The 23,677-nt window shown below is 68.3% G+C and carries 25 protein-coding genes; 8 read left to right on the forward strand and 17 right to left on the reverse strand.

All coding sequences use genetic code 11. The features are described from left to right. Nucleotides 1-13: 13 nt before the first annotated feature. The 4 genes from accD to trpB form a co-directional block, all read right to left on the reverse strand. Entirely contained in the window at nt 14-904 is an 891-nt protein-coding gene (gene accD, locus AC3DE2_RS07420; RefSeq protein WP_295379566.1) for an acetyl-CoA carboxylase, carboxyltransferase subunit beta, read from the reverse strand. A gap of 103 nt (nt 905-1,007) precedes the next feature. Then, nucleotides 1,008-1,814, reverse strand: a complete 807-nt coding sequence (gene trpA / locus AC3DE2_RS07425) for a tryptophan synthase subunit alpha (RefSeq protein WP_488425656.1) — start codon at nt 1,812-1,814, stop codon at nt 1,008-1,010. Continuing rightward, nucleotides 1,811-2,194, reverse strand: coding sequence for a DUF3144 domain-containing protein (locus AC3DE2_RS07430; protein WP_488425658.1), 384 nt, complete (start codon nt 2,192-2,194; stop codon nt 1,811-1,813). Before AC3DE2_RS07430 ends, trpA begins: the two co-directional genes overlap by 4 nt. Nucleotides 2,195-2,203: 9 nt before the next feature. Then, nucleotides 2,204-3,421: a tryptophan synthase subunit beta gene (gene trpB / locus AC3DE2_RS07435; RefSeq protein WP_295379573.1), complete on the reverse strand. Its 1,218-nt coding sequence runs from the start codon at nt 3,419-3,421 to the stop codon at nt 2,204-2,206. Nucleotides 3,422-3,524: 103 nt separating this feature from the next. On the opposite strand from trpB, the gene AC3DE2_RS07440 reads away from it, so the two are divergent. After that, entirely contained in the window at nt 3,525-4,442 is a 918-nt protein-coding gene (locus AC3DE2_RS07440) for a LysR family transcriptional regulator (RefSeq protein WP_295379575.1), read from the forward strand. Here the strand turns inward: AC3DE2_RS07440 and AC3DE2_RS07445 are convergent. The 7 genes from AC3DE2_RS07445 to prmB all read right to left on the reverse strand — a co-directional run bounded on the left by AC3DE2_RS07445 (nt 4,439) and on the right by prmB (nt 12,068). Next, nucleotides 4,439-5,080, reverse strand: coding sequence for a phosphoribosylanthranilate isomerase (locus AC3DE2_RS07445; RefSeq protein WP_295379577.1), 642 nt, complete (start codon nt 5,078-5,080; stop codon nt 4,439-4,441). The genes AC3DE2_RS07440 and AC3DE2_RS07445 overlap by 4 nt on opposite strands. 160 nt (nt 5,081-5,240) lie before the next feature. Then, nucleotides 5,241-6,029 carry a tRNA pseudouridine(38-40) synthase TruA gene (gene truA / locus AC3DE2_RS07450; RefSeq protein WP_488425659.1) on the reverse strand — a complete coding sequence of 263 codons (789 nt, stop codon included), beginning with the start codon at nt 6,027-6,029 and terminating at the stop codon, nt 5,241-5,243. Nucleotides 6,030-6,048: 19 nt separating this feature from the next. Then, entirely contained in the window at nt 6,049-7,731 is a 1,683-nt protein-coding gene (locus AC3DE2_RS07455; RefSeq protein ID WP_488425660.1) for a FimV/HubP family polar landmark protein, read from the reverse strand. Between the two features lie 41 nt (nt 7,732-7,772). Beyond that, nucleotides 7,773-8,798 carry an aspartate-semialdehyde dehydrogenase gene (locus tag AC3DE2_RS07460; RefSeq protein WP_488425661.1) on the reverse strand — a complete coding sequence of 342 codons (1,026 nt, stop codon included), beginning with the start codon at nt 8,796-8,798 and terminating at the stop codon, nt 7,773-7,775. 96 nt (nt 8,799-8,894) lie between these two features. Next, nucleotides 8,895-9,929: a 2-hydroxyacid dehydrogenase gene (locus AC3DE2_RS07465; RefSeq protein WP_488425662.1), complete on the reverse strand. Its 1,035-nt coding sequence runs from the start codon at nt 9,927-9,929 to the stop codon at nt 8,895-8,897. Further along, nucleotides 9,922-11,025 carry a chorismate synthase gene (aroC, locus tag AC3DE2_RS07470; protein WP_488425663.1) on the reverse strand — a complete coding sequence of 368 codons (1,104 nt, stop codon included), beginning with the start codon at nt 11,023-11,025 and terminating at the stop codon, nt 9,922-9,924. Before aroC ends, AC3DE2_RS07465 begins: the two co-directional genes overlap by 8 nt. A gap of 113 nt (nt 11,026-11,138) precedes the next feature. Further along, nucleotides 11,139-12,068 carry a 50S ribosomal protein L3 N(5)-glutamine methyltransferase gene (gene prmB / locus AC3DE2_RS07475; RefSeq protein WP_295375955.1) on the reverse strand — a complete coding sequence of 310 codons (930 nt, stop codon included), beginning with the start codon at nt 12,066-12,068 and terminating at the stop codon, nt 11,139-11,141. 126 nt (nt 12,069-12,194) lie between these two features. Between prmB and AC3DE2_RS07480 the strand changes: the two genes are divergently transcribed. Both AC3DE2_RS07480 and asd read left to right on the forward strand, forming a co-directional pair. Continuing rightward, nucleotides 12,195-12,848 carry an SCO family protein gene (locus AC3DE2_RS07480; protein ID WP_488425664.1) on the forward strand — a complete coding sequence of 218 codons (654 nt, stop codon included), beginning with the start codon at nt 12,195-12,197 and terminating at the stop codon, nt 12,846-12,848. After that, nucleotides 12,845-13,720 carry an archaetidylserine decarboxylase gene (gene asd / locus AC3DE2_RS07485; protein WP_488425665.1) on the forward strand — a complete coding sequence of 292 codons (876 nt, stop codon included), beginning with the start codon at nt 12,845-12,847 and terminating at the stop codon, nt 13,718-13,720. Before AC3DE2_RS07480 ends, asd begins: the two co-directional genes overlap by 4 nt. Here the strand turns inward: asd and AC3DE2_RS07490 are convergent. Together AC3DE2_RS07490 and AC3DE2_RS07495 are read right to left on the reverse strand one after the other, a co-directional pair. Further along, complete coding sequence (locus tag AC3DE2_RS07490; RefSeq protein ID WP_295375958.1) at nt 13,717-14,382, reverse strand: lysoplasmalogenase; 666 nt, start codon at nt 14,380-14,382, stop codon at nt 13,717-13,719. The two genes, asd and AC3DE2_RS07490, sit on opposite strands and share 4 nt — an antisense overlap. Nucleotide 14,383: 1 nt before the next feature. Next, nucleotides 14,384-15,958 (reverse strand): transglycosylase SLT domain-containing protein, encoded by a 1,575-nt coding sequence (locus AC3DE2_RS07495; protein ID WP_488425666.1) that lies wholly within the window; start codon nt 15,956-15,958, stop codon nt 14,384-14,386. 134 nt (nt 15,959-16,092) lie between these two features. Between AC3DE2_RS07495 and AC3DE2_RS07500 the strand changes: the two genes are divergently transcribed. The 3 genes from AC3DE2_RS07500 (at nt 16,093) to greB (ending at nt 18,686) form a co-directional block, all read left to right on the forward strand. Further along, on the forward strand, nt 16,093-17,595 hold the full coding sequence (locus tag AC3DE2_RS07500; protein WP_488425667.1) for a helicase HerA-like domain-containing protein: 1,503 nt from the start codon (nt 16,093-16,095) through the stop codon (nt 17,593-17,595). 43 nt (nt 17,596-17,638) lie between these two features. Then, nucleotides 17,639-18,118, forward strand: a complete 480-nt coding sequence (locus AC3DE2_RS07505) for a GNAT family N-acetyltransferase (protein WP_295375961.1) — start codon at nt 17,639-17,641, stop codon at nt 18,116-18,118. A 64-nt stretch (nt 18,119-18,182) separates the two neighbouring features. Then, nucleotides 18,183-18,686, forward strand: a complete 504-nt coding sequence (gene greB, locus AC3DE2_RS07510) for a transcription elongation factor GreB (RefSeq protein WP_488425668.1) — start codon at nt 18,183-18,185, stop codon at nt 18,684-18,686. Here greB and AC3DE2_RS07515 read toward each other — a convergent pair whose 3' ends face one another. Together AC3DE2_RS07515 and rimO are read right to left on the reverse strand one after the other, a co-directional pair. Continuing rightward, nucleotides 18,687-19,514 carry a DUF3025 domain-containing protein gene (locus tag AC3DE2_RS07515; RefSeq protein WP_488425669.1) on the reverse strand — a complete coding sequence of 276 codons (828 nt, stop codon included), beginning with the start codon at nt 19,512-19,514 and terminating at the stop codon, nt 18,687-18,689. Next, nucleotides 19,511-20,872, reverse strand: a complete 1,362-nt coding sequence (gene rimO, locus AC3DE2_RS07520) for a 30S ribosomal protein S12 methylthiotransferase RimO (protein ID WP_488425670.1) — start codon at nt 20,870-20,872, stop codon at nt 19,511-19,513. The genes AC3DE2_RS07515 and rimO overlap by 4 nt, the downstream gene beginning before the upstream one ends. Before the next feature lie 168 nt (nt 20,873-21,040). On the opposite strand from rimO, the gene AC3DE2_RS07525 reads away from it, so the two are divergent. Together AC3DE2_RS07525 and AC3DE2_RS07530 are read left to right on the forward strand one after the other, a co-directional pair. Then, nucleotides 21,041-21,718 carry a dienelactone hydrolase family protein gene (locus AC3DE2_RS07525; RefSeq protein ID WP_488425672.1) on the forward strand — a complete coding sequence of 226 codons (678 nt, stop codon included), beginning with the start codon at nt 21,041-21,043 and terminating at the stop codon, nt 21,716-21,718. Further along, nucleotides 21,715-22,122, forward strand: coding sequence for an HIT domain-containing protein (locus AC3DE2_RS07530; RefSeq protein WP_488425674.1), 408 nt, complete (start codon nt 21,715-21,717; stop codon nt 22,120-22,122). The genes AC3DE2_RS07525 and AC3DE2_RS07530 overlap by 4 nt, the downstream gene beginning before the upstream one ends. Nucleotides 22,123-22,140: 18 nt before the next feature. Here AC3DE2_RS07530 and dcd read toward each other — a convergent pair whose 3' ends face one another. Both dcd and apbC read right to left on the reverse strand, forming a co-directional pair. Continuing rightward, a complete protein-coding gene (gene dcd / locus AC3DE2_RS07535; RefSeq protein ID WP_141453330.1) occupies nt 22,141-22,707 on the reverse strand; it encodes a dCTP deaminase in 567 nt (188 codons plus the stop codon). A 95-nt stretch (nt 22,708-22,802) separates the two neighbouring features. Then, nucleotides 22,803-23,654, reverse strand: coding sequence for an iron-sulfur cluster carrier protein ApbC (gene apbC, locus AC3DE2_RS07540; protein WP_488425676.1), 852 nt, complete (start codon nt 23,652-23,654; stop codon nt 22,803-22,805). Nucleotides 23,655-23,677: the final 23 nt, after the last annotated feature.

Consider the following 23,677-nt stretch of genomic DNA (forward strand, 5'->3'; position numbering starts at 1 on the left):
GCAGCCTCCCTGCTCATGCGATGGTTTCGGTCTCTTGCGGCCGCGGCTGGTTCAGCAGCAGCGCCAGCAGGTCGGCCAGGCGGTCGCGCATCTCGCGGCGGTCGCAGATCTGATCGATGGCGCCGTGCTCCAGCAGGAACTCGGCGCGCTGGAATCCCTCGGGCAGGGTCTCGCGCACGGTCTGCTCGATCACGCGCGGACCGGCGAAGCCGATCAGCGCCTCCGGCTCGGCGATGTTGACGTCGCCCAGCATCGCGAACGACGCCGAGGCGCCGCCGAAGGTCGGATGCGTGCTCACCGAGATGTACGGGATGCCCTGCTCGCGCAAGCGCGCAAGCGCGGCCGAGGTCTTGGCCATCTGCATCAGCGAGAACAGGCTTTCCTGCATGCGCATGCCGCCACTGGCGGCGAACGACACCAGCGGCACGCGATCGGCCAGCGCGCGCTCGGCGGCACGGGCGAACTTCTCGCCGCTCACCGAGCCCATCGAGCCGCCCATGAAGGCGAAGTCCATCGCGCAGGCCACCAGCGGCCGCTGCTTGAGGGTGCCCTTCATCGCCACCAGCGAGTCGTGCTCCCCAGTCGCCTTCTGCGCCGCCTTGAACCGGTCCGAATACTTCTTCTGGTCGCGGAACTTCAGCACGTCGACCGGGGCCAGGCCGATGCTGATCTCTTCCGTGCTCTTGGGGTCGAACAAGGCCAGCAGGCGCGCGCGCGCGCGGATGGACATGTGGAAGCCGCACTTCGGGCAGACCTCCAGGTTTTCTTCCAGTTCCGGGCGGTAGAGCACCGCGCCGCAGCGGTCGCACTTCTCCCACAGCCCTTCAGGCACGCTGCGTTTGCTTTTGGCGCCACCGCCCTCGGTGCGGATGCCCGACGGCATCAGTTTGCTGAGCCAGCTCATGCGTTATCGACAATCCCGTTCAGGTACCCATCCCGCGGATGGGCAGACGGGTCAGTTTAGCAGGCCGCCCGCGGCGGCCTGTCACCCCGGCGGGCAGGCCGACTCAGGGCTGGTCCAGCGCCTGCCGCAACAGCGCCAGGAACGCGGCCGCGCGGACGGCGGGTGTCTCGACGGCATCCGTCCTGGCCAGTTCGCCGACCAGGGCGCTGCCCACCACCACGCCATCGGCGTCCACCGCCATGGCACGGGCGCTGGCGGCGTCCTTGATGCCGAAGCCGGCGGCGACCGGCGCCTTGGCCCGGGCGCGGATCCGGCGCAGGCGGTCACCGGCGGCACGGATGTCCAGGCGCTCGGACGCACCGGTCACGCCGGCGAAGCTGACGTAGTACAGGTAACCCTGCGCTTCGTCGCAGAGCATCGCCAGGCGCTCGTCCGATGTGGTCGGCGAGGCCAGCATGATCAGGGCCAGGCCGTGCCGGTTGAAGATGGCGCGGGTTTCGTCGGCCTCTTCCGGCGGCAGGTCCACCAGCAGTACGCCATCGACCCCCGCCTGCACGGCCGCCTCGGCGAAGCGCCCGGTGCCGTGGATCTCGACCGGATTCAGGTAACCCATCAGTACCACCGGGGTATCCGCATCCTGTCGCCGGAATCCGGCCACGGCATCCAGCACGTAACGCAGGCCCGCGCCACGCGCCAGCGCGCGCTCGGAGCTGCGCTGGATGGTCGGGCCGTCGGCCATGGGATCGGAGAACGGGACGCCGAGTTCGATGACGTCGGCGCCCGCCTCCACCAGCGCATGCATCACCGGCACGGTGGCTTCCAGGGACGGGTCCCCGGCGGTGATGAACGGAATGAGCGCCTTGCGGCCGGTGGCGCGCAATTCCGCGAAACGCTGGTCGAATCGGTTCATTCCTGCTTGGCGTCCTGGTTGTCCGTGGCCTGGGCGTCGTTGAAGGCGGCGTATTCGGACGCCAGTTCGGACTCGCCCACGTTGAGGCCGCGCTCGGCGCCCAATGCGTCCAGGTGCTCGTTGAGCATGCGGCGGTACATGTTGGTCATGTAATCGAGGAAATCCTTGCGCGAGGCCGCGGCGTCGCCCTCGAAGGACAGGTAGACATGCGAGTTGAAGCGCGCGGCGGCGTACAGGGATGCCACGCTGATGCGCTTGAGGCCCTGCTGCTTGGCCTGGCGGTTGGTCAGTTCCAGGTACTCGTTGACACAGGTGAAGAAGGCCGGATCGAGCTGGTTCGGATTCTGCTGGGCCTGGGATTCGTTCTGCTGTTCGGTCATTGCACTGCCTTAGAAATGGAGGTTCTCGCGCGCGGCGATGGTGTGGACGTCCTTGTCGCCCCGTCCGGACAGGTTGCACAGGACCAGGGCATCGCGCGGCAGATCCCGGGCGAGCTTGACGGCCTGCGCCACCGCGTGGCTGGACTCGAGCGCCGCAAGAATACCCTCGGTGCGGGCCAGTTGGTGGAAGGCGGCCAGCGCCTCCTCGTCGGTCACGCCCACGTAGCGCGCGCGGCCGGTATCGGCCAGGAAAGCGTGCTCCGGCCCGACCCCGGGGTAGTCCAGGCCGGCCGAGACCGAATGGGTCTCGATGATCTGGCCATCGTCGTCGCACAGCACGTAGGTGCGGTTGCCGTGCAGTACGCCGGGCCGGCCGGCCGCGATGGACGCGGCATGGCGACCGCTGGCGATGCCGTCGCCGGCCGCCTCGGCGCCGACGATTTCCACGCCCGGATCATTGAGGAAGGCATGGAACAGGCCGATGGCATTGCTGCCACCACCGACGCAGGCGGTGATGACATCGGGCAGGCGCCCGTAGTCCTCCAGCATCTGCGCGCGCGCCTCGCGGCCGACCACGGCATTGAAATCGCGGACCATGCGTGGATACGGATCGGGACCGGCGACCGTGCCGATGATGTAGAAGGTGTCGTGCACGTTGGTCACCCAATCGCGCATCGCCTCGTTCAACGCGTCCTTCAGGGTGGCCGAACCGGAAGTCACCGGCACCACGGTCGCGCCCAGCAGCTTCATCCGGTAGACGTTGATCTTCTGGCGCTCGATGTCGGTCGCGCCCATGTAGACCACGCACTCCAGGCCCAGGCGGGCGGCCACGGTGGCGCTGGCCACGCCATGCTGGCCGGCGCCGGTCTCGGCGATGATGCGCGGCTTGCCCATGCGGCTGGCCAGCAGGGCCTGGCCGATGGTGTTGTTGATCTTGTGCGCGCCGGTGTGGTTCAGGTCCTCGCGCTTGAGCAGGATGCGCGCGCCACCGACCTCGCGGGACAGGCGGGTCGCCTCGTAGATGGGACTGGGGCGGCCAACGTAATGCTTCAGGTCGTGATCGAAAGCGGCCAGGAAGGCCGGATCCCGGCGCGCCTCGTCGTAGGCCGCAGCCAGTTCCTGCAGGGGACCGATCAGGGTTTCGGCGACGAACCGGCCACCGAACCGGCCGAAATGACCGCGGGCATCGGGGAAGGCATGGAAATCGGCGGGGCGGGATTCGGACATGGACGACGGCGGGAGCGCGGCTTCGGAGCGCTGAGCTTAGCGCACACATGCGAACCCAAAAATCGATTATTTCTGTCTTTCTTGTGAGATAAACTCACATGTCATGAACACCCGCCTGCCCCCGCTCAACGCCCTGCGCGCCTTCGAGGCGACCGCCCGCCTCGGCGGGGTCAGCCAGGCCGCCCGGGAACTGCACGTCACCCATGGCGCGGTCAGCCGGCAAATCCGGCTGCTGGAGGCGGATCTGGGCCTGGCCCTGTTTTCCCGCGAAGGCCGCGGCCTGCGGCTCACTCCGGCCGGGCGCCAGTTGCAGGAGGCGACCGGCACCGCCTTCGCCCGCCTGCAGGACGCCACCACGCGTCTGCGCAGCGACACGCCATCTGCCCTGGTGCTCGGCTGCCCCGGCAGCCTGCTGGCGCGCTGGATGATCCCGCGGTTGGAGCGGCTGGGCCGAGATCTATCGGGATTGACCCTGCACCTGGCCGCCCAGGAAGGCGGTTTCGATCCCGAACTGGCCGGCCTGGATGCCGCCTTCCTGCTGGCCGAGGCGCCCTGGCCCGCCGGTTGGCAGGTGCGCGAACTGGCGCCGGAACGGATCGGCCCGGTCGTCAGTCCGCGCCATCCGGCGGCGGGCCAGCCGGCCCGCCTGCTGGACGAACCGCTGCTGCACACGACTTCGCGCCCGCAGGCATGGCCGAGCTGGGCGGCCCGGCACGGCGTCGATCCCGCGCGGCTGCGCTACGGCAACGGATTCGAACATCTTTATTACCTGCTGGAAGCCGCGCTTGCCGGCATCGGCGTGGCGATTGCGCCGGAGCCCTTGGTGACCGCCGATCTGGACGCCGGGCGCCTGCTTGCCCCGTGGGGATTCAGCGCCACCGGCGGCGCCTGGATTCTCGCCCGCCGACGCGGCACGGCCGACCCGCGCGTGGACCGCCTGGGGGACTGGCTGGAACGCGAACTCGCCATCGCAGCCGCGAACCCGGCCACCGGTTCAGGCGTGGACGAAGCGCCGGGCTAGGCCTGCTGCGCGCGCTGATCGGCGCGGCGGACTTCCTCGACGAACTGGCGCATTTTCTCGACGTCCTTGGCCCCCGGCGCCGATTCGATGCCGCTGGAGACATCCACGCCCCACGGATGCGCGGTGCGGATCGCCACCGCCACATTGTCGGGCGACAGGCCGCCGGCCAGCAGGTAGGGGCGTTCCACCGCTTGCGGCATCTGCTTCCAGTCAAAGCGCTTGCCACTGCCGCCCTGCTCGCCCGCCGCGTGGCCATCGAACAGGAATCCGTGCGCGGACGGATAGCGCGCGACCGCCGTGAACGCGCCCTCGCTGGCGCCGCCCATCGCGATGGCTTTCATGAACGGCAGCGGGAAGCCGGCGCAGAACGCGTCCTCCTCGCTGCCATGGAACTGCAGCAGATCCGGGCGCACATGTTCGATCACGCTTTCCACATCGCTGGCCGGGTTGTCCATCATCAGCGCCACCACCGCGATCTCCTCGGGCACCAGATCGCGCAGCATGCGCGCCTGGCCGATCAGCAGCCGGCGCGGGCTGCGCGGCGCGAACACCAGGCCCACGTAGTCCACGCCCAGCTCCACCGCGGCGCGTACATCCTCGGCGCGGGTCAGTCCACAGAATTTGATGCGGGTGGGCATGGGAATCGGGAATCGGGAATCGGGAATCGGGAATCGGGAATCGGGAATCGGGAATCGGGAATCGGGAATCGGGAATCGGGAATCGGGAACAGCTTCCGCGCACCCTGGCCTTTACGCAAGGTCCACGGCGTGACGGCCAAGCCGGCGCCGTGCCATCTCGCTAGCCGGGCAGCGTCACTTCGGGCGGCAGTCGCCAGTGCGCCGGATACAGCGGACTGACGAACACCAGGCCATCGGGCGGCGCGGTCGGGCCGGCGGCGGTGCGATCCCGTCCGGCGAGCAGCTCGGCGATCCAGCCCTCCGGCTTCTCGCCGCGTCCGACCACCAGCAATGAGCCGACGATGTTGCGCACCATGTGATGCAGGAACGCGTTGGCCTGCACATCGACCCAGACCTGCTCGCCATGGCGGTGCACGGAGATGGACTGCAGATCACGGAAGGCATGCGGCGACTGGCAGTGCACGGTACGGAACGCGTTGAAGTCGTTCTCGCCGAGCAGCGCCTGCGCGGCACGATGCATCGCGTCCGCATCCAGCGGTATCCGTTCCCAGCTCAGGGTGTGGCGCTCCAGCGCGGGACGGACGATGCGGTTGACCAGGCGATAGCGATAGCGGCGCGCGCGCGCGGAGAAGCGCGCATTGAAGTCATCCGGGACCGGTTGGCACCAGCGCACGCAGACCGCGGGCGGCAGGTTGGCGGTGGTTCCCAGCACCCAGCTGCGGGGATCGCGCGGCGCGGCGCTGTCGAAGTGGACGACCTGGCACTGCGCATGCACGCCTGCGTCCGTCCGACCCGCGCAGATCGTGTCGACCTGCGCGTTGGCCACCCGCGAGAGTGCGTTCTCCAGGACCGACTGCACGCTGGTCTCATCCGGCGTACCGGACTTGCTCAGGCGCTGCCAGCCCTGGAATCCGCTGCCGTCGTATTCGACGCCCAGCGCGTACCGCATCAACGACTCCCTATCCGCATCAACCGAGATCGCGCAGCAATTGCAGGGCTTCCTGGCGCGCGGCTTCGTCATGGCCGGCGGCGACTTCGTTCAACAGATCGCGCGCGGTCACGGTATCGCCCAGATCCAGATACGCGACCGCCAGTTCCAGCCGCTCGCGACCGGCCGGTGCCGGATTCAGCGGGGCCACGCTGGCCGCCGCGTCGGCGGCCGGCTCGCCCGAATGCCAGGTCGGCCGGGCGGATCCGGTCGCGGCGGGAGCAACGACCGGCGCAGATGGCGCGACGACATCCGGCACCTGCACGTCGACAACGGGAGGCGCCGCCGGCGCGACCGCCGCGGGTGTCTCGAACAACGGCTTTCGCGAGGCCGGCCTGGGCGGCGCCACGCGCTGGCGGCGGCTGCTCAGCAACCAGGCCAGCGCGCCGACGATCAGCAAGGCCCAGCCGACCCATGCCCACAGCGGGGTCCCGGACGAGGCGGCGCCATTGGACTGGTCCAGGCGCTGCTGCGCGGCGGCCAGGTCGCTGTCCTTCATCGCGATCAACTTGTCCTGCTGCTGCTTCAGCTTTTCCAGTTCGGCGACCTGGGCACGCAGCTCCTGCACCTCCGATTCACGGGCGGCCAGATCTTCCTGCGTCTGTTGTGCGTGTTGGTTCGCCAGCATGTTGCCCTCGCCGCCGGCTTCGACGCCGGATTGTGTGCCTGCCCGTGCCGTCGCGCTCGCCAGTGGTGGCGCGATTTCCAGGCGGGCCTGGGTCGTGCGTGCCGGCGCGTCCGCCGACGACGGCGCCGGGTTCGCCGCGATCGCCGCCGGTTGCGGGATCGGGCGGCGCGCCTGGCGCCATTCGTCGATCTGGTTGCGTACCAGTGCCGCGGCTTCGGCCTGTCCCAGCCCGGCCACTTCCGTGGCGGCGGGAATCCGCAGCACCGCGCCCTGCTTCAGGCGATTGATGTTGCCGCCAATGAACGCTTCGGGGTTCGCGCGCAGCAACGCGATCATGGTCTGGTCGAGACTGCGTCCGCCCGCCAGGTCGCGCGCGATGCCGGACAGGGTCTGGCCGCGGGCCACGGTCAGTTGGTCGCCCGCCTGCACCGCATCGCCCGACGCCGGTGGCGCCGGGACCGGCGTGCGCGTCGCCGGCGCGCCCGCGCTGGCCCGCCCAGGCGTGTCGCCCGGCGTCTCGGCCGGCGGTGCGGGCTCGACCGTGGCGATCGGCTCGACCGGGCGGGCAATGGTGTCGTCCGGCGCCGCCCGCGGCGCGTCGATCACCGGCTGCGCGGCGGCCGCGACCGTTCCCGGGGAATCGACCAGCGCGGAATACTCGCGCACCAACCGCCCCTGGCCCCAGTCCACTTCGATCAGGAAATTCAGCACCGGTACCGTGACCGGTTCCTGCGTGGTGACCCGGATGACCGGCCGGCCGGCGTCGTCCAGCGCCACCGCGAAATCGAGGTTGCCGACCAGGCCGGTCGGCCTCGGCAGGCCGACCCGCTCGAAGGTGGTCGGGGAAGCCAACTGGGCGCGCAGCTGTTCCAGCTCGCCCGGTTCGCTGGAGATGATCGGGATCTCGGCCAGCAGCGGCTGCCCGGGTGAGGATTTCACCCGGATCTCGCCCAGTCCCAGCGCCAGCGCCGAGCTGCTGATCAACAGCAGCGCCAGCGCCATCAGGCTGCGCCATCGGTATCCCGCCGTCGGCATCAAGCCGTCCCCTTTGCCACGATGGCGCCGACTATAACGGTTCAACCGTTTTTCGCCACCAGTTCCGCCAGCTGCACGGCGTTCAGGGCCGCGCCCTTGCGGATGTTGTCGGCGACGATCCACAGGTTCAGGCCGCGCGGGTGCGACAGATCCTCGCGGATGCGGCCGACGTAGACGGGATCGGTGCCGGAGGCGTGCGTGACGGGGGTCGGGTAACCACCGGGCGCGTGGTCGTCCACCACTTCCACGCCGGGGGCGTTCTCCAGCAGCGCGCGGGCTTCGGCCACGCTCAGCTTGACCTTGGTTTCCACATTGACCGCCTCGGAGTGGCCGTAGAACACCGGCACCCGCACCGCGGTCGGGTTCACCTGGATGCTGTCGTCGCCGAGGATCTTGCGGGTCTCCCACACCAGCTTCATTTCCTCCTTGGTGAAACCGTTGTCGAGGAACTCGTCGATGTGCGGAATCAGGTTGAAGGCGATCTGGACCGGAAAGCGCTGCGGATCCGGATCCTGGAAGTTCAGCAGGGCGCCGGTCTGGCGGCCCAGTTCCTCCAGCGCCGAGCGGCCACCGCCGGACACCGACTGGTAGGTCGCCACGTTGATGCGCTCGATGCCGGCCTTGCGGTGGATCGGCGCCAGCGCGACCAGCATCTGCATGGTCGAGCAGTTGGGGTTGGCGATGATGCCGCGCGGACGGTTCTGCACCTGCTCCGGGTTGACCTCGCTGACCACCAGCGGCACGTCGTCGTCGTAGCGGAACGCGGACGAGTTGTCGATTACCACCGCGCCGGCGGCGGCGAACTTCGGCGCGTATTCCTTGGAGACGCTGCCACCGGCGGAAAACAGGGCGATATCGATGCCGGCCGGATCGAAGGTGGCCAGGTCCTGGAGGGTGATCTTCTGGCCGTTGAACTCGACCTCGCCGCCGGCCGAACGCTCGGAGGCCAGCGCGACCAGCTTTCCGATCGGGAAGCCGCGCTCGGCCAGGATGGCGAGCATGGTCTCGCCCACGGCGCCGGTGGCGCCCACGACTGCGACATTGAAACTGCGATTCTGATTGCTCATGGATGGGGATTCGCGAAAAAAAATGGGGATGAAGGAAGACAGCGGACAGCAATGGGGGGCTGTGTTCGGGGAACCTCCGGGAAGGCCAGAGGCTCCCTATCGTTTAATCGCGGTGGTCTTGCGGTCGCCGCCGGCGATCGCCAGCACATCCGGGTTGATGGGGTTGGCCGGACGACCGGCATCCGGACCTTCGCCGAGCGCGGCGATGAGATTGTCCACCGCCAGGCCAACCATGGCGCGGCGGGTGGCCAGGCTGGCGCTGGCGATGTGCGGGGTCAGCACGACATTGCGCAGCGCGAGCAGTTCCGGAAGCACGGCCGGTTCACCTTCGTAGACGTCCAGCCCCGCCGCGGCCAGGCGGCCCTGCGCCAGTGCGTCGGCGAGCGCGGGTTCGTCGATCAGGCCACCACGCGCGATGTTCACCAGGGTGGCGGTCGACTTCATTTTCGCCAGCGCGGCGGCGTCGATCAGGTGATGGACGTCCGGCGAATACGGCAGCACCAACACGAGATGATCAGACGTCGCCAGCAGCGTGTCGAGATCGACGTATTCGGCACGGCACTCGCGCTCGGTCGCCGCATCGACGCGATGGCGGTTGTGGTACCGCACGCGCATGCCGAAACCGCCGGCCCGGCGCGCGATGCCTTGCCCGATCCGGCCCATGCCGAGGATGCCCAGGTGGCTGCCATGTAGATCCATGCCCAGCATCGTGCTGAACGACCACTGCCGCCACTGGCCATCACGCAGCCAGCGCTCGGCCTCGGTGATCCTGCGGGCGGTGGCCATCAACAGGGCGAAACCGAAGTCGGCGGTGGTCTCGGTGAGCACGTCCGGCGTATTGGTCGCCACGATGCCGGCCGCGTCCAGCGCCGGGATGTCGAGGTTGTTGTAGCCGACGCCGACGTTGGCGATGGCTTTCAGCCGCGGCGCCTCCGCGACCTCGGCCGCGCCGATGCGCTCGTTGAGGGTGACCACGGCGCCATCCGCGTCGCGCAGGTGCGCGGCGATCTGCGCCGCCGTATAGGCCTGCACCTCGGTGGTGCCACGCACGTCGAAGTACCCGCCCAGCCGTTCGATGACGTCATCGAACAGCGGCTGCGAGACCCAGACGCGGCGGCGCGGTTCAGCCATCGGCCTGTCCCGGCACCCGGGGCGGCACGTCGCCCACGTCGCCGCATTGCGCGCGGTGGCGCAGCGCGTGATCCATCAGCACCAGCGCCATCATCGCCTCGGCGATCGGGGTGGCGCGGATGCCCACGCACGGATCATGGCGACCGGTGGTGATCACCTCGGCCGGCTGGCCGTCCAGGTCCACGGTGCGGCCCGGCAGGCGCAGGCTGGAGGTGGGCTTGAGGACGATCGAGGCAGTGACCTGCTGGCCGGTCGAGATGCCGCCGAGGATGCCGCCGGCATGGTTGGACAGGAAACCCTCCGGGGTCATCTCGTCGCGATGCTCGGTGCCTTTCTGGGTGATCGCGGCGAAGCCGTCGCCGATCTCCACGCCCTTGACCGCGTTGATGCTCATCAGCGCGGCGGCCAGATCGCCGTCGAGTTTGCCGTAGATCGGCTCGCCCCAGCCCGGCGGCACGTTGTCGGCGACCACGTTCACCCGCGCACCGATCGAATCGCCCGACTTGCGCAGCGCATCCATGTAGCTTTCGAGCGCCGGCACCTGTGCGGCGTGCGGCCAGAAGAACGCGTTGTCCTCGACCACGTTCCAGTCGAAACCTTCCGGCGTGACCGGCCCGAGCTGCGACAGATAGCCGCGCACGCTCACGCCATGCCGCCGCGCCAGCCACTTCTTGGCGATCACGCCGGCGGCCACGCGCATGGTCGTCTCGCGCGCGGAGGAACGCCCGCCGCCGCGCGGATCGCGGATGCCGTACTTCTGCCAATAGGTGTAGTCGGCATGGCCGGGACGGAACTGGCTGGCGATGTTGGCGTAGTCCTTGCTACGCTGATCGGTGTTGCGGATCAGCAGCGCGATGGGCGTGCCGGTGGTCAGGCCTTCGTAGACGCCGCTGAGGATTTCCACCTCGTCGGCTTCGCGCCGCGCCGAGGTATGCCGGCTCTTGCCGGTGGCGCGACGCTCCAGGTCATGCCGGAACTCCTCCGGCGCGATCGCCAGCCCGGGCGGGCAACCGTCGATCACGCAGCCGATCGCCGGTCCGTGCGATTCGCCGAACGTGGTGACGGTGAGGAGTTTTCCGAAACTGTTGCTGCTCAAGGCGGTGTCTCATGTGGAGCGGAGCTTGCCCCGCTGTTCCGGCAAACCGGACGTGCTCGCCGAGCAGGCCCGGCGCTAGCCGCGGGATGGCGCGACGCCATCGGAAGCGCGTTTCATTTTCGCGCGTCCGCCAGCGCACGGATGTGCTTGTTGTGCCGGATCAATTCGGCGCACTCCACCGCGAAGATCCCCATCTGGCCGACCTTGAATTCGATCCAGGCGAATTCGACATCCGGCAGCAGCTTCACCAGCGCGTGCTCGGATTCGCCGACCTCGCAGATCAGCAGACCTTCCTGGCTCAGGTGCAGCGGCGCATCGCGCAGGATCTTCAGCACCAGGTCCAGGCCGTCGTCGCCGGCGCGCAGGCCGAGTTCGGGCTCGAAGGAATACTCCTTCGGCAGCGCATCGGTCTCGTCGTTGGTGACGTAGGGCGGATTGGTGACGATCAGGTCGTAATGGCGCCCGCCCAGGCCGGCGAACAGATCCGACTTGACCAACTGCACGTTGTCGGCATGCAGGCGCGCCTTGTTCTCGGCCGCCAGTGCCAGCGCGTCGTCGCTGATGTCGACGCCGTCGACCTGCCACTCGGGGTTGTAGTGCCCCATGGCGATGGCGATGCAGCCCGAACCGGTGCACAGGTCCAGCGCGTGGTTGACCTCGCGCCCCCCCAGCCACGGCTCGAAGCCCGATTCGATCAGTTCGGCGATCGGCGAACGCGGCACCAGCGCGCGCGCGTCGCTCTTGAAACTCAGTCCCGCGAACCAGGCCTCGCCGGTCAGGTAGGCCACCGGAACGCGCTCTTCCACGCGGCGCTTGAACAGCGCGAGGATTTCCGCCTTCTCGGTGCCGGTCACCCGCGCCTGGCCGTAGGCCGGGCCCAGATCCGGCGGCAGATGCAGCGTGTGCAGCACCAGATGGGTTGCCTCATCGAGGGCGTTGTCGTAGCTGTGACCGAAGGTCAGGCCGGCCTCGTTGAAGCGGCTGGCGCCGTACCGGATCAGGTCGATGAGGGTATGCAGTTCTGCGGCTGCGTCGGCAGTCATGGCGTAAAGACGGGGGAAATGGCCGGTGGGGTCCGGTTCCCGATTATAGGCGTTGCGCCGGTATCATGTCGGGTCCGCCGGCACGGCTCGAAACCGCCGCCACGCCGGCCTTCCCGCGAGACCGCCATGTTCAACAAGAAGTTCGGGATCATCCTGCTGCTGGCGCTGGCCGCCGGCCTGGGCCTGCTGGCCGCGCAGAAGTTCTTCGGCCCCGCCCGCCCCGCGCAGGCCTGGCCGGCGACGCAGGCGGTGACGATGCTCCCGCAGGCGCGCCCGTTGCCGGAGTTCGCGCTGCGGCAGTCCGATGGTACGCAATTGGCCTCCGGCGAACTGAAAGGCCACTGGACCCTGGTGTTCCTGGGCTTCACCTTCTGCCCGGACGTCTGCCCGACCACCCTGGCCGAACTGGCCCAGTCGCAGAACCAGTGGCGCGCCCTGCCCGACTCGACCCGCCCGCGGGTGCTGTTCGTCTCCGTGGATCCGGAACGCGACACCCCCAACAAGGTCGGCGAGTACGCGCACGCCTTCCACCCCGACACGCTGGCGGCCACCGCCGACGAGCCCACCCTGGAGAATTTCGCCAAGTCGCTGGGCTTCGTCTTCATGAAGGTCCCGGGCAAGGGCTTCGAGCAGAATCCCAACGACTATTCGATGGACCATTCCTCGGCCATCGCCGTGCTGGATCCGCAGGGGCGCCTGGCCGGCCTGATCCGCCCGCCGTTCCGTCCCGATGCCATTGCCACCGACATGAAGGCGCTGACCGAGGCCACCGCGCGATGAGTCCGGTCACCGCGCTCACCTACGTCCTGCCGCATCGCTTGCTGTCCTCGCTGGCGCGCCGGCTGGCGTATTCCAGCTCGCCGGCCATCAAGCAATGGCTGATCGGCGCGGTGGTGCGCCGCTTCGGCGTTGATCTGTCGGAAGCGGCCGAGCCCGACCCGCGCGCCTATCCGAGCTTCAATGCCTTCTTCACCCGCGCGCTGAAGCCCGGCGCACGCATGGCCGATCCGGACCCGCGCGCGCTGCTGATGCCGGCCGACGGCCATGTCAGCCAATGCGGACCCATCCGGGACGGGCGCATCTTCCAGGCCAAGGGGCAATCGTTCACCGCCGCCGAACTGCTGGGCGATGCCGCGGACGCCGAGCCGTTCCGCAACGGCCTGTACGCCACCGTGTACCTGTCGCCACGCGACTACCACCGGGTCCACATGCCCTGGCGCGGCACCCTGCGCGAAACCGTGCATGTGCCCGGCCGCCTTTTCAGCGTCGGCACCGACGCCGTCGCCAGCGTGCCGGGGCTGTTCGCCCGCAACGAGCGCCTGGTCTGCCACTTCGACACCGACTTCGGCCCGATGGTCTCGGTGATGGTCGGCGCGCTGTTGGTATCGGGCGTGGAGACGGTCTGGAGCGGCGTGGAAATTCCCGCCTACGGCGATCGCGTCACCCGCAAGGACTATCGCGGCAAGGGCATCACCCTGGATCGCTTCGAGGAAATGGCCCGCTTCAACTATGGCTCGACCGTGATCATCCTGCTGCCGCCGGGCGTAGCGGAACTAGCGCCGGAGTTGCATGCCGAATCGCCGGTGCGGCTGGGACAGGCGCTGGCGCGGCTGGAAGCCATCTCTGACCACACCGGACCATCACCCGCCTAAGTCGCCGTCGAGCGTGCGATGCACCACTGCGCCGTCCAGTAGCTCACCAGCACCCACGCACTCGCCAAGGGAATCGTGATGGCGAAGCGATCGATGGCCAGCAGCGCATCGGACATCACGAAGCACGCGCCGCCGACCGCGGCCAGCGCGGTGGCCCGGTCCGGACGCTGGCGCCAGACGCAGGCCGCCTGCGCGGCCATGGCGGCCAGCGCCGCCACATAGACGGTCACGGGAATCCGCAGATCCGTCGGCAGATGCGGCCACAGACATGCCAGCACCATCGCCGCGACGCCGGCGTATGCCAGCACCGGCCAGCGCGGACGAAACCAGCCACCGCGCCGTCGCAGCGCCCGCAGATAGCACAGGTGCGCCAGCAGGAAACTGCCCAGCCCGAACGCGAACCAGTCGCCGGGAAGCATCAGGAACACATCCCCGAGCAAGGACAGCAGCAAGCCGGCGAGCACCGCGCGCCGGTAGCCGGGCTCCGCGGCCGCCATGCGCAGCACCATCGCCGCCACCAGCAGCGTGGCCAGGGGTTTGAACAGATAGTGCAGCGCACGCAGGCCTTCGGCCTCCGCGCCGATGATGGCCAGCACGGCGCTGGCCACTACGGTCGCCAGCCATCCGATGTTCCGGCGGTGGATACGCGCCGGCGCGCTCACGTCACTTCCTGCAGCTTTCCAGGGTCAGCGACTGCCCCGGTCGCACGCTGTAGGCCGGCCCCTTCAGGCCATTGGCGCGGGCCAGCTTCTTCAGGTCGCATTGGTAGCGCTGCGAAATCCGGCCCAGGGTGTCGCCCTTGGCGACCCGGTACTCGCGCGCCTGCTTCGCCTTCGGTTCGGCCGGTTTGGGCTCACCGGAGGCCACCGTGGTCGGCACGCCCGCCACCGGGGTCACGTCGCCCACCGCGACGGTGCCGGTCAGCGCGGTGCGCTTGATGGCGGCGTTGACGTCGGCACGCACCAGCGTGCGGGCCAGGTCGGCGCGCGGGCCGCTGACGCAGTAGCGGTTGTACAGGCTGACGATGCGGGTGTTGGCCTTGAGCATCGTCCCGGCCGGAATCCAGGCTTCGGCCTCGTAGCGGGGATTGAGGTTGCGCAGCGCGCGCATGAAGCCCTCGCGGGTGCCGCCATTGCCGAGGCAGATGGTCAATTCGTAAATCGAACTGTCGCGCGCCAGCTTCAGCGGCGCCGGATGCACGTCGACCTTGGGGAATTCCAGGCCGTACTGCTTGGGATGCAGGAACAACCATGCCGCGGCGATCACCATCGGCACGTAGTCGCGGGTCTCGCCCGGGAACTGGCTGTAGACCACCTCGTCCCAGAAACCACGGCCCGGGTACTGACGGTAGACGCGGCCGGCGCGGCCTTCGCCGCCGTTGTAGGCGGCCAGGGCGAACTCGATGTTGTTGTTGAGTTCGCGCATGCGCTCGTTCATGTAGGCGGCACTGGCCTCGCCGGCGAACGCCGGGTCGTAGCGGGTATCGAAACCGGTGCCGTCCGGGCCCAGGCCGAAGCGCTTGCCGGTCGCATACATGAACTGCAGCGGGCCGGCCGCGCCGGCGCGCGAGGTCGCATGCACGCGGCCATTGGATTCCTTGGCCATGATGCCGAACAGCAGCGCTTCCGGCAGTTTGCTGCGCTCCCAGTCCGGGTACATCTCCGCGCGCATGTTCTGGTAGTTCTCGTAGCTGGTGATCAGCGCGCTGCGCATGTCGGTCAGCCAGCGGCGGATGCCCGCCTGCACCGCGGGGTTGTACTCCACCATCTTGTCGAACGCGTGACGCTGGTCGTTGAGCAGCGATGCGGCGCGCTGGGCTTCCGGGATGGCCTGGGCGAGCGCCGAATGATCGCTGCCGTCATCGAGGGGATCGACGCTGGTGGTTTCCTCCTCGGCCTCGCCGCCACCGTCGGAGGCATCCTTGAGCAGGCGCTTGTATGTGGTCAGCAGGGTGTGGGTCTGGCAGCCGCGCTGCTTGATGCAGGCGTCCAGCACGTCCTCCATGTCCTCCAGCGCGGCATCGGTCTCGGCGGTCCCCTTGGGGTCGTTGTTGGCCACCCGCACCAGGCCGTCGCGGTAACGCTTCTCGGCCGCGGCCATGCGCGCGTTCAGCACTTCGATGGCGGCCTTGTCCTTGGCCGAGACCCGCTGGGCATGCGCGGCGGGGGCCAGCGCCAGGAGCGGCAGGAGAACGGCCAGCAGGGGCCAGGGACGCAGCAAGGACTTCGTAAGGGACATCAGCACGCGCAATCGAAAACGGTCGCGGCAGGGTAGCGGCGCCCGGATCCCGGGGCAAGCCGAACCTGTCACGACATTACTTCCCCGGACATCCCGGATCGCTAGAATCAGCCGACCAGACCGCGAGGCACCTCATGGATCCGATTCTGTTGGGCAAAGGCACCACCGACGACATCCCCGTCACCCTGCTGCCGAAATTCGGCAACCGCCACGGCCTGGTGGCCGGGGCCACCGGCACGGGCAAGACCGTGACCCTGATGACCCTGGCCGAGGGCTTCTCGCGCCTGGGCGTGCCGGTGTTCCTGGCCGACGTGAAGGGCGATGTCGCCGGACTCGCGGTGGCCGGCGACGGCAACGAGAAGGTGCTCCAGCGCGCACGTGACATCGGCATCGCCGACTACGCGCCCGGCGCCAGCCCGGTGGTGTTCTGGGACCTGTACGGCAAGCTTGGCCATCCGGTGCGGACCACGGTCAGCGAGATGGGTCCCACCCTGTTGTCGCGAATCCTGGAGCTCAACGACACCCAGGCCGGCGTGCTGGACATCGTGTTCAAGCTGGCCGACGACCGCGGCCTGCTGTTGCTGGATCTGGAGGACCTGCGCGCCCTGCTCGGCCTGGTCGCCGACGAGCGCAAGGACATTTCCACCAGCTACGGCCTGGTCAGCACACAGTCGGTCGGCGCCATCCAGCGCGCCCTGCTGCGGCTGGAGCAGGAAGGCGGCGGGATGTTCTTCGGCGAACCGGCGCTGGAACTGCAGGAGCTGATGCGTACCCATCTGGACGGCCGCGGCATCGTCAACATCCTGGCCGCGGACCAGTTGATCCTGAAGCCGCGCCTGTACTCCAGCTTCCTGTTGTGGCTGTTGTCGGAACTGTTCGAAACCCTGCCGGAAGTCGGCGATCTCGACAAACCCAAGCTTGTGTTCGTGTTCGACGAAGCCCACCTGCTGTTCGACGATGCCCCGCCCGCGCTCAAGCAGCGTATCGAACAGGTCGTGCGCCTGATCCGCTCCAAGGGCGTGGGCGTCTATTTCTGCTCGCAGTTCCCCGACGACGTGCCCGACAACATCCTGGGCCAGCTGGGCAACCGCGTGCAGCACGCGCTGCGTGCGTTCACCCCGCGCGATCAGAAAGCGGTCAAGACCGCAGCCCAGACCTTCGTCCCCAATCCCAAGCTGGACGTGGCCGATGCGATTTCGCGCCTGGGCACCGGCGAGGCGCTGGTCTCCACGCTGCAGGACAAGGGCGTGCCCTCGCCCGTGCAGCAGACCCTGATCTCGCCGCCGCGCTGCCGGATGGGCGCCATCAACGAGAGCGAACGCGCGCAGATGCGCGCCGGCAGCCCGGTCGGGGCCAAGTACGACACCCGCATCGACCGCGAATCGGCGGCCGAGATGCTCGCCAAGCGCACCGACGCGGCCATGCAGACCGCCAACGCGCCGGCCGCCAAGACCGAAAAGGACGATCCCGACGCGGGCGGCTTTGGCCAGGCGGTCAAGGATGCAGTGTTCGGCACCAAACGCCGCCAGGGCATGATCGAAACCATGGCCAAGCAGACCACCCGCACCATCGGCACCAAGCTGGGCAACCAGATCGTGCGCGGCATCCTGGGCAGCATCTTCGGCGGGCGCCGCTGACGCGGCGGCCGGGGGGCAGCGCGACCGCGAGGCGAGGCGGACCATGCGGATCAGACAGGCCGAACCTTCCGAAATCGAAGCGTTGGCGCGCCTGTGGCACGACGGCTGGCAGGACGCCCACGCGGCCATCCTGCCGCCGGCACTGGCGCGTCATCGGACCCTGGCCAGTTTCGCCGAACGCCTCGCGGATGGCCTGCCCCGGGTGCGCACGATCGGTGCCCTCGGCCAGCCACTCGGTTTCGCCATGATCAAGGGCGACGAGATGTACCAGCTGTACGTGGGTGCCGCCGCGCGTGGCAGCGGCGTCGCGGCCATGCTGTTGGCCGACGCCGAAGCGCGCCAGGCCCGGGCCGGCGTCTCCCGCGCCTGGCTGGCCTGCGCCATCGGCAATGAGCGTGCCGCGCGCTTCTACACCCGCCAGGGCTGGACGCTTGCGGGCAACATGATCAACCGTCTCGACACGCCGGCCGGCATCTTCGATCTCGAAGTGTGGCGCTACGAGAAGACCCTGGCGCGCGCTTGATTCCACTGCCGCCGCCCCGATCTATCCTGTTCCGCAAAGTACTCCGCAAGGCTTTCCTGTCCGCATGTCCCGCTGGCGTCCCCCTGCCGAAAAGAGCACCGCCCTGATCACCCGCGAAGGCCACGATCGCCTGAAGGCGGAACTGGACGAGTTGTGGCGCGCCAGGCGCCCGGAAGTGGTCAAGGCGCTGGCCGCCGCCGCCGCGGAAGGCGATCGCTCGGAGAACGCCGAGTACACCTACCGCAAGAAACAGCTGGGCGAGATCGATCGCCGCGTGCGTTACCTGAGCAAACGGCTGGAGGCCCTGCGCGTGGTCGAGGGCGCGCCTTCGGATCCGGAGGCGGTGTTCTTCGGCGCCCGGGTTGAGGTGGAGAACATGGCCAGCGGAGAGACTTCGCGCTACCGCATCGTCGGGCCGGACGAAACCGATGCGCCGCGCGGCTGGATCAGCATCGATTCGCCGCTGGCGCGGGCAATGCTGAAGAAGCGCATCGACGACGAATTCGCGGTCGAACTGCCCGGCGGCATGGCCCGCTTCGTGGTGGTGGACGTCGGCTACGAATCCTGATCAGGACAGCGGCCGTGGATACACACGGCCTTCGCGCAAGGGGCGGAAGTAGTCGGCCTGTGCATGAAAGGCGTCGTCCTGCCGTGGACGCCAACCGGGAATGCCGGCCAGCGGCAACGGCCGCAACTCGCCCGGCGTGACCAGGGTTTGGCCTGCCTGGATGGCAGCGGTAATGCGCAGCACGCTCTCCTCCCGCGTGCCGCCCAGCACCACCAGGCACTTGCCCACCAGCCGGCGTTCCGGGAACAGGGCCTGTTCCATCAGCGCATGTCCCACGACCGCGGCGATGCCGATGTCGCCCCGCCGCCAATGGTCCGCCTGATTGCGGAACAACGTGGACCAGTCGTGGCAGTCCCACGCCCGGATCAGTGCGGCGGCGCGTGCCCATACGATCACGCCGCCTTCATCGAACTGGGTCAATGCCTGCTGCGCGTGATCGCGCCGCTGCGTGCCGTTGCGTGCGACGTGCAGGCATTGGCGCGCATTGAGCGCCGCCTTGAGGGCGGGATAACGTGCCCAGGCCAGTGCGTTGAACAAGTCGTGCCAGTTGTGCGGACGGGTGGCGATACTTCCCTGGGCGACGCGCACCTCATAGTGCAGTCCGTCGGCGTCCAGCGCTTCATCTTGGGCCACGAAACGTCGTCCGGGCAACGGCAACCTGGCATTGAGGGTGTCGATGCCGGGCCAATCGGCCGATTCGGCCAGATCGCGGTAGCCCGTAAGATCCTCGAACAACGGGTGGGCAAAGCAGGCGACAGTGAGAGGACCACGTGCGGGGGCGACGAAGCGGCGGCGCTCCCTCCCCGCCACCGTGGCCGCTCCGGTCACAGCACCTTGAGATCGATCGCCGCGGCGTTCGACCTGACGATGGCGTCGCCAAACAGGTCGTGTTCATCGCTGTCGGTGATTTCCACGTCGACGAAGTCACCCACCCGCAGGGCGGCCTCTTCACCGTTCTGGATATGCACCAGGCCGTCGATTTCCGGCGCATCGGCCGACGAGCGCGCGACCGCGATGCCGTCTTCCAGCAGATCCACCAGGCAACGCTGCACGCTGCCGATCTTCGCTTCCAGGCGCGCGGCGGAGATGGCCGCCTGCCGTTCCATGAAACGGGCCAGGCGTTCCTGCTTCACTTCCTCCGGCACCGGATCCGGCAGCGCGTTGGCGGCCGCGCCCTCGACCGGCGAATAGGCAAACGCGCCCACCCGATCCAGTTGCGCCTCGTCGAGGAATTCCAGCAGCGACTCGAACTCGGCCTCGGTTTCGCCGGGGAAGCCGACGATGAACGTCGAGCGCAGGGTGAGTTCCGGACACATCGCCCGCCAGCGCTGCACCCGCTCCAGGGTCTTGTCGACCGCGCCGGGACGCTTCATCAGCTTGAGGATGCGCGGGCTGGCGTGCTGGAACGGGATGTCCAGGTACGGCAGCAGTTTGCCCTCGGCCATCAGCGGGATGACGTCGTCCACGTGCGGATACGGGTAGACGTAGTGCAGGCGCGTCCACGCGCCGAGCGCGGACAGGCCCTCGCACAGCGCCTTCATGCGGGTGGCGTAGGCCTTGCCGCCCCATTCGCGCTCGGCGTATTTCAGATCCACGCCGTAGGCCGAGGTGTCCTGCGAGACGACCAGCAGTTCCTTGACTCCGCCCCTGACCAGGCGCTCGGCCTCGCGCAGCACTTCGTCAACCGGTCGCGAGACCAGATCGCCACGCATCGACGGGATGATGCAGAAGCTGCAACGGTGATTGCAGCCTTCGGAAATCTTGAGATAGGCGTAGTGGCGCGGGGTCAGCTTCAGGCCATAGTCCGGCACCAGGTCCAGGAACGGATCGTGCTTGGGCGGCAGCGCCGCATGCACCGCCTCCATCACGCTCTGATAATCCTGCGGACCGCTGATCGCCAATACGTCAGGATGCGCTTCGCGGATCTGCTCCGGGCGCTTGCCCAGGCAACCGGTAACGATGACCTTGCCGTTCTCGGCCAGCGCCTCGCCGATGGCATCCAGCGATTCGGTGACCGCCGCGTCGATGAACCCGCAGGTATTGACCACCACCACGTCGGCGTCGTCGTAGGTGGGCACGATGTCGTAGCCCTCCACGCGCAACTGGGTGAGGATGCGTTCGGAATCGACCAGGGCTTTCGGGCAGCCGAGGCTGACGAAACCCACCTTGGGGTTCTGCAGGGACATGGAAGCGGGAACGGAAGAAACGGCATCGGCGCCGAGGGCCGCGGATTATACCCTTCCTTCCCGGCCCCCCCCCCGGCGCGCGGACTGAATGGCGCACCCGTCACCCGGCACCAGCGCCCGATGGGCGACAATGCGCGCTTTCGGCAGCACGACATCAGGAGTTCCGCCATGGGCGAATGGACCACCCTCGAGACCGCACGCGGCCCGGTCGCCGCCTGGCAGGTTCGTCCGCGGGGTGAACCCCGCGGCGGCCTGGTGATCATCCAGGAAATCTTCGGCGCCAACGCGCATATCCGCAACGTGACCGAGCACTATGCCGAGGCGGGCTACGCCACCCTTGCCCCCGCCTTCTTCGATCTGGTCGAACCCGGCGTCGAACTGCCCTATGACCCCTCCGCCCACGACCGTGGCCGCGAACTCATCGGCAAGCTGGGATTCGATGCCGCGCTTGATGTCGTGTCCGCGGCCGCCGGCGCGCTGGCCTGGGCAGGCAAGGTCGGCACGGTCGGTTATTGCTGGGGCGGCACGGTTGCCTTCCTGTCGGCGTTGCGGCTGGGCCTGCCGGGGGTGAGCTACTACGGCTCGCGCAATCGCCTGTTCCTGCAGGACATGCCGGAAGGCTGCACGCTGCCGGCGCCGGTGATGTTCCATTTCGGCGAACAGGACGGGTCGATTCCTCCCGAAGCCATCGCTTTGCACCGTGATCGCCTGCCCGGCATGCCGGTGTTCACCTACCCCGCCGGCCACGCGTTCAACCGCGATGCCAGCCCTGACATCTACCATGCCGCCAGCGCGGAGCTGGCGCTCTCGCGCAGCCTCGCATTCCTCGCGGAAAACATCGGATGAGCGGCTTCCAGCTGGATTCCCGGCTCGCCAGCGACAGTGTCTTCGTCGCCGACGGACCGCTCTCGCAGGTGCGGTTGATGAATGACCGGCGCTATCCCTGGCTGGTGCTGGTACCGAGGGTGAACAACGTCAGCGAATGGCTGGATCTGGATGGCGGCCAGCAGCGCCTGCTGCTGGCGGAGATCAACCAGGCGGGTGCGTTGATTCGTGCGGTTCCCACGGTACAGAAACTCAACATCGGCGCGCTCGGCAACATCGTGCGCCAGTTGCACATCCATCTGGTCGGGCGCCATGAAGGCGATGCAGCCTGGCCGGGGCCCGTATGGGGGCATGGCCAGGCCGAACGCTACGACGAAGCTGCGATCGTGGCGGAGGCCAACCACTGGCGGGAGCGCCTGGGCTGACCGCCGGAGCGGCGCGCCTCAGGTGCGCGGCAGGGTGACGCCGGTCTGGCCCTGGTACTTGCCGCCGCGATCCTTGTACGAGGTCTCGCAGACCTCGTCGGACTGGAAGAACAGCATCTGCGCCACGCCCTCGTTGGCGTAGATGCGCGCGGGCAGCGGCGTGGTATTGCTGAATTCCAGGGTCACATGCCCTTCCCATTCCGGTTCCAGCGGGGTCACGTTGACGATGATGCCGCAGCGCGCGTAGGTGCTCTTGCCCAGGCACACCACCAGGGTGTCGCGCGGGATGCGGAAGTACTCGACCGTGCGGGCCAGGGCGAAGGAATTGGGCGGGATGATGCACACGTCCGATTCGATGTCGACGAAGCTGCCGGGATCGAAGTGCTTCGGATCGACAATCGTCGAATTGATGTTGGTGAACACCTTGAACTCGCGCGAGCAGCGCACGTCGTAGCCGTAGCTGGAGGTGCCGTAGCTGACGATGCGCTCACCGTTGACCTGCTTCACCTGTCCCGGCTCGTACGGCTCGATCATGCCGTGCTGCTCGGACATGCGGCGGATCCAACGGTCACTCTTGATGCTCATGCGGGTTCCTGGTGGGGGGACGTGGATGGATGGGGCCGCCATTGTAGGGCAGCCCGGCGCGCGCCCGGCTCCCCCCGACAGGATGTGCCGCCGACTCAGAGCAGCGAGGACAGGATCGAGGACTTGGCCCGCGGCCGCTTGCCCAGCTGTTCGACCAGCGCCCGCGCCGCCTGGCGATAGGCCTGGGCCGCGGCGGAGTCCGGAGCGGCGACCACCACCGGCTGGCCGGCGTCGCCCTGCTCCCGGATGGCGATGTCCAGCGGCAGCGAGCCCAGCAGCGGCACGCCGTACTGCGCCGCCATCCGTTGGCCACCGCCCTCACCGAACAAGTGCTCGACGTGGCCGCAGTTCGAACAGGTGTGTACCGCCATGTTCTCGACGATGCCCAGCACGGCCACTTCGACCTTCTCGAACATCTTCAGCGCCTTGCGCGCATCCAGGGTGGCGATGTCCTGCGGCGTGGTCACCACCACCGCCCCCGCCACCGGGATCTTCTGGGCCAGGGTCAGCTGGATGTCGCCGGTGCCCGGCGGCAGGTCGATCAGAAGGTAGTCCAGATCGTCCCACAAGGTGTCGGTGAACAACTGCATCAGCGCCGAGGTGGCCATCGGCCCGCGCCAGATCATCGGCGTGTCCTGATCGACCAGCAGGCCGATCGACATCGCCTCCACCCCGAACGCCCGCATCGGCTCGATAGATTTGTTGTCGGGACTGTCCGGACGTCCCGACAGGCCGAGCATCGCCGGGATGCTGGGGCCATACACGTCCGCGTCGAGTAATCCGACTTTCGCTCCCTCCGCGTGCAGGGCCAGCGCGAGATTGACGGCAGTCGTGGATTTTCCGACGCCGCCCTTGCCCGAGCCAACGGCGATCACGTTCTTGACGCGCGGAGACGGTGCGAGATTGGCCTGCACCGCATGCGGAAAAACCCTTGTTTTATCGGTCATATGCAAAAAGCGAATTACGTTCG

Source organism: Pseudoxanthomonas sp. 68-E7, assembly GCF_057773145.1.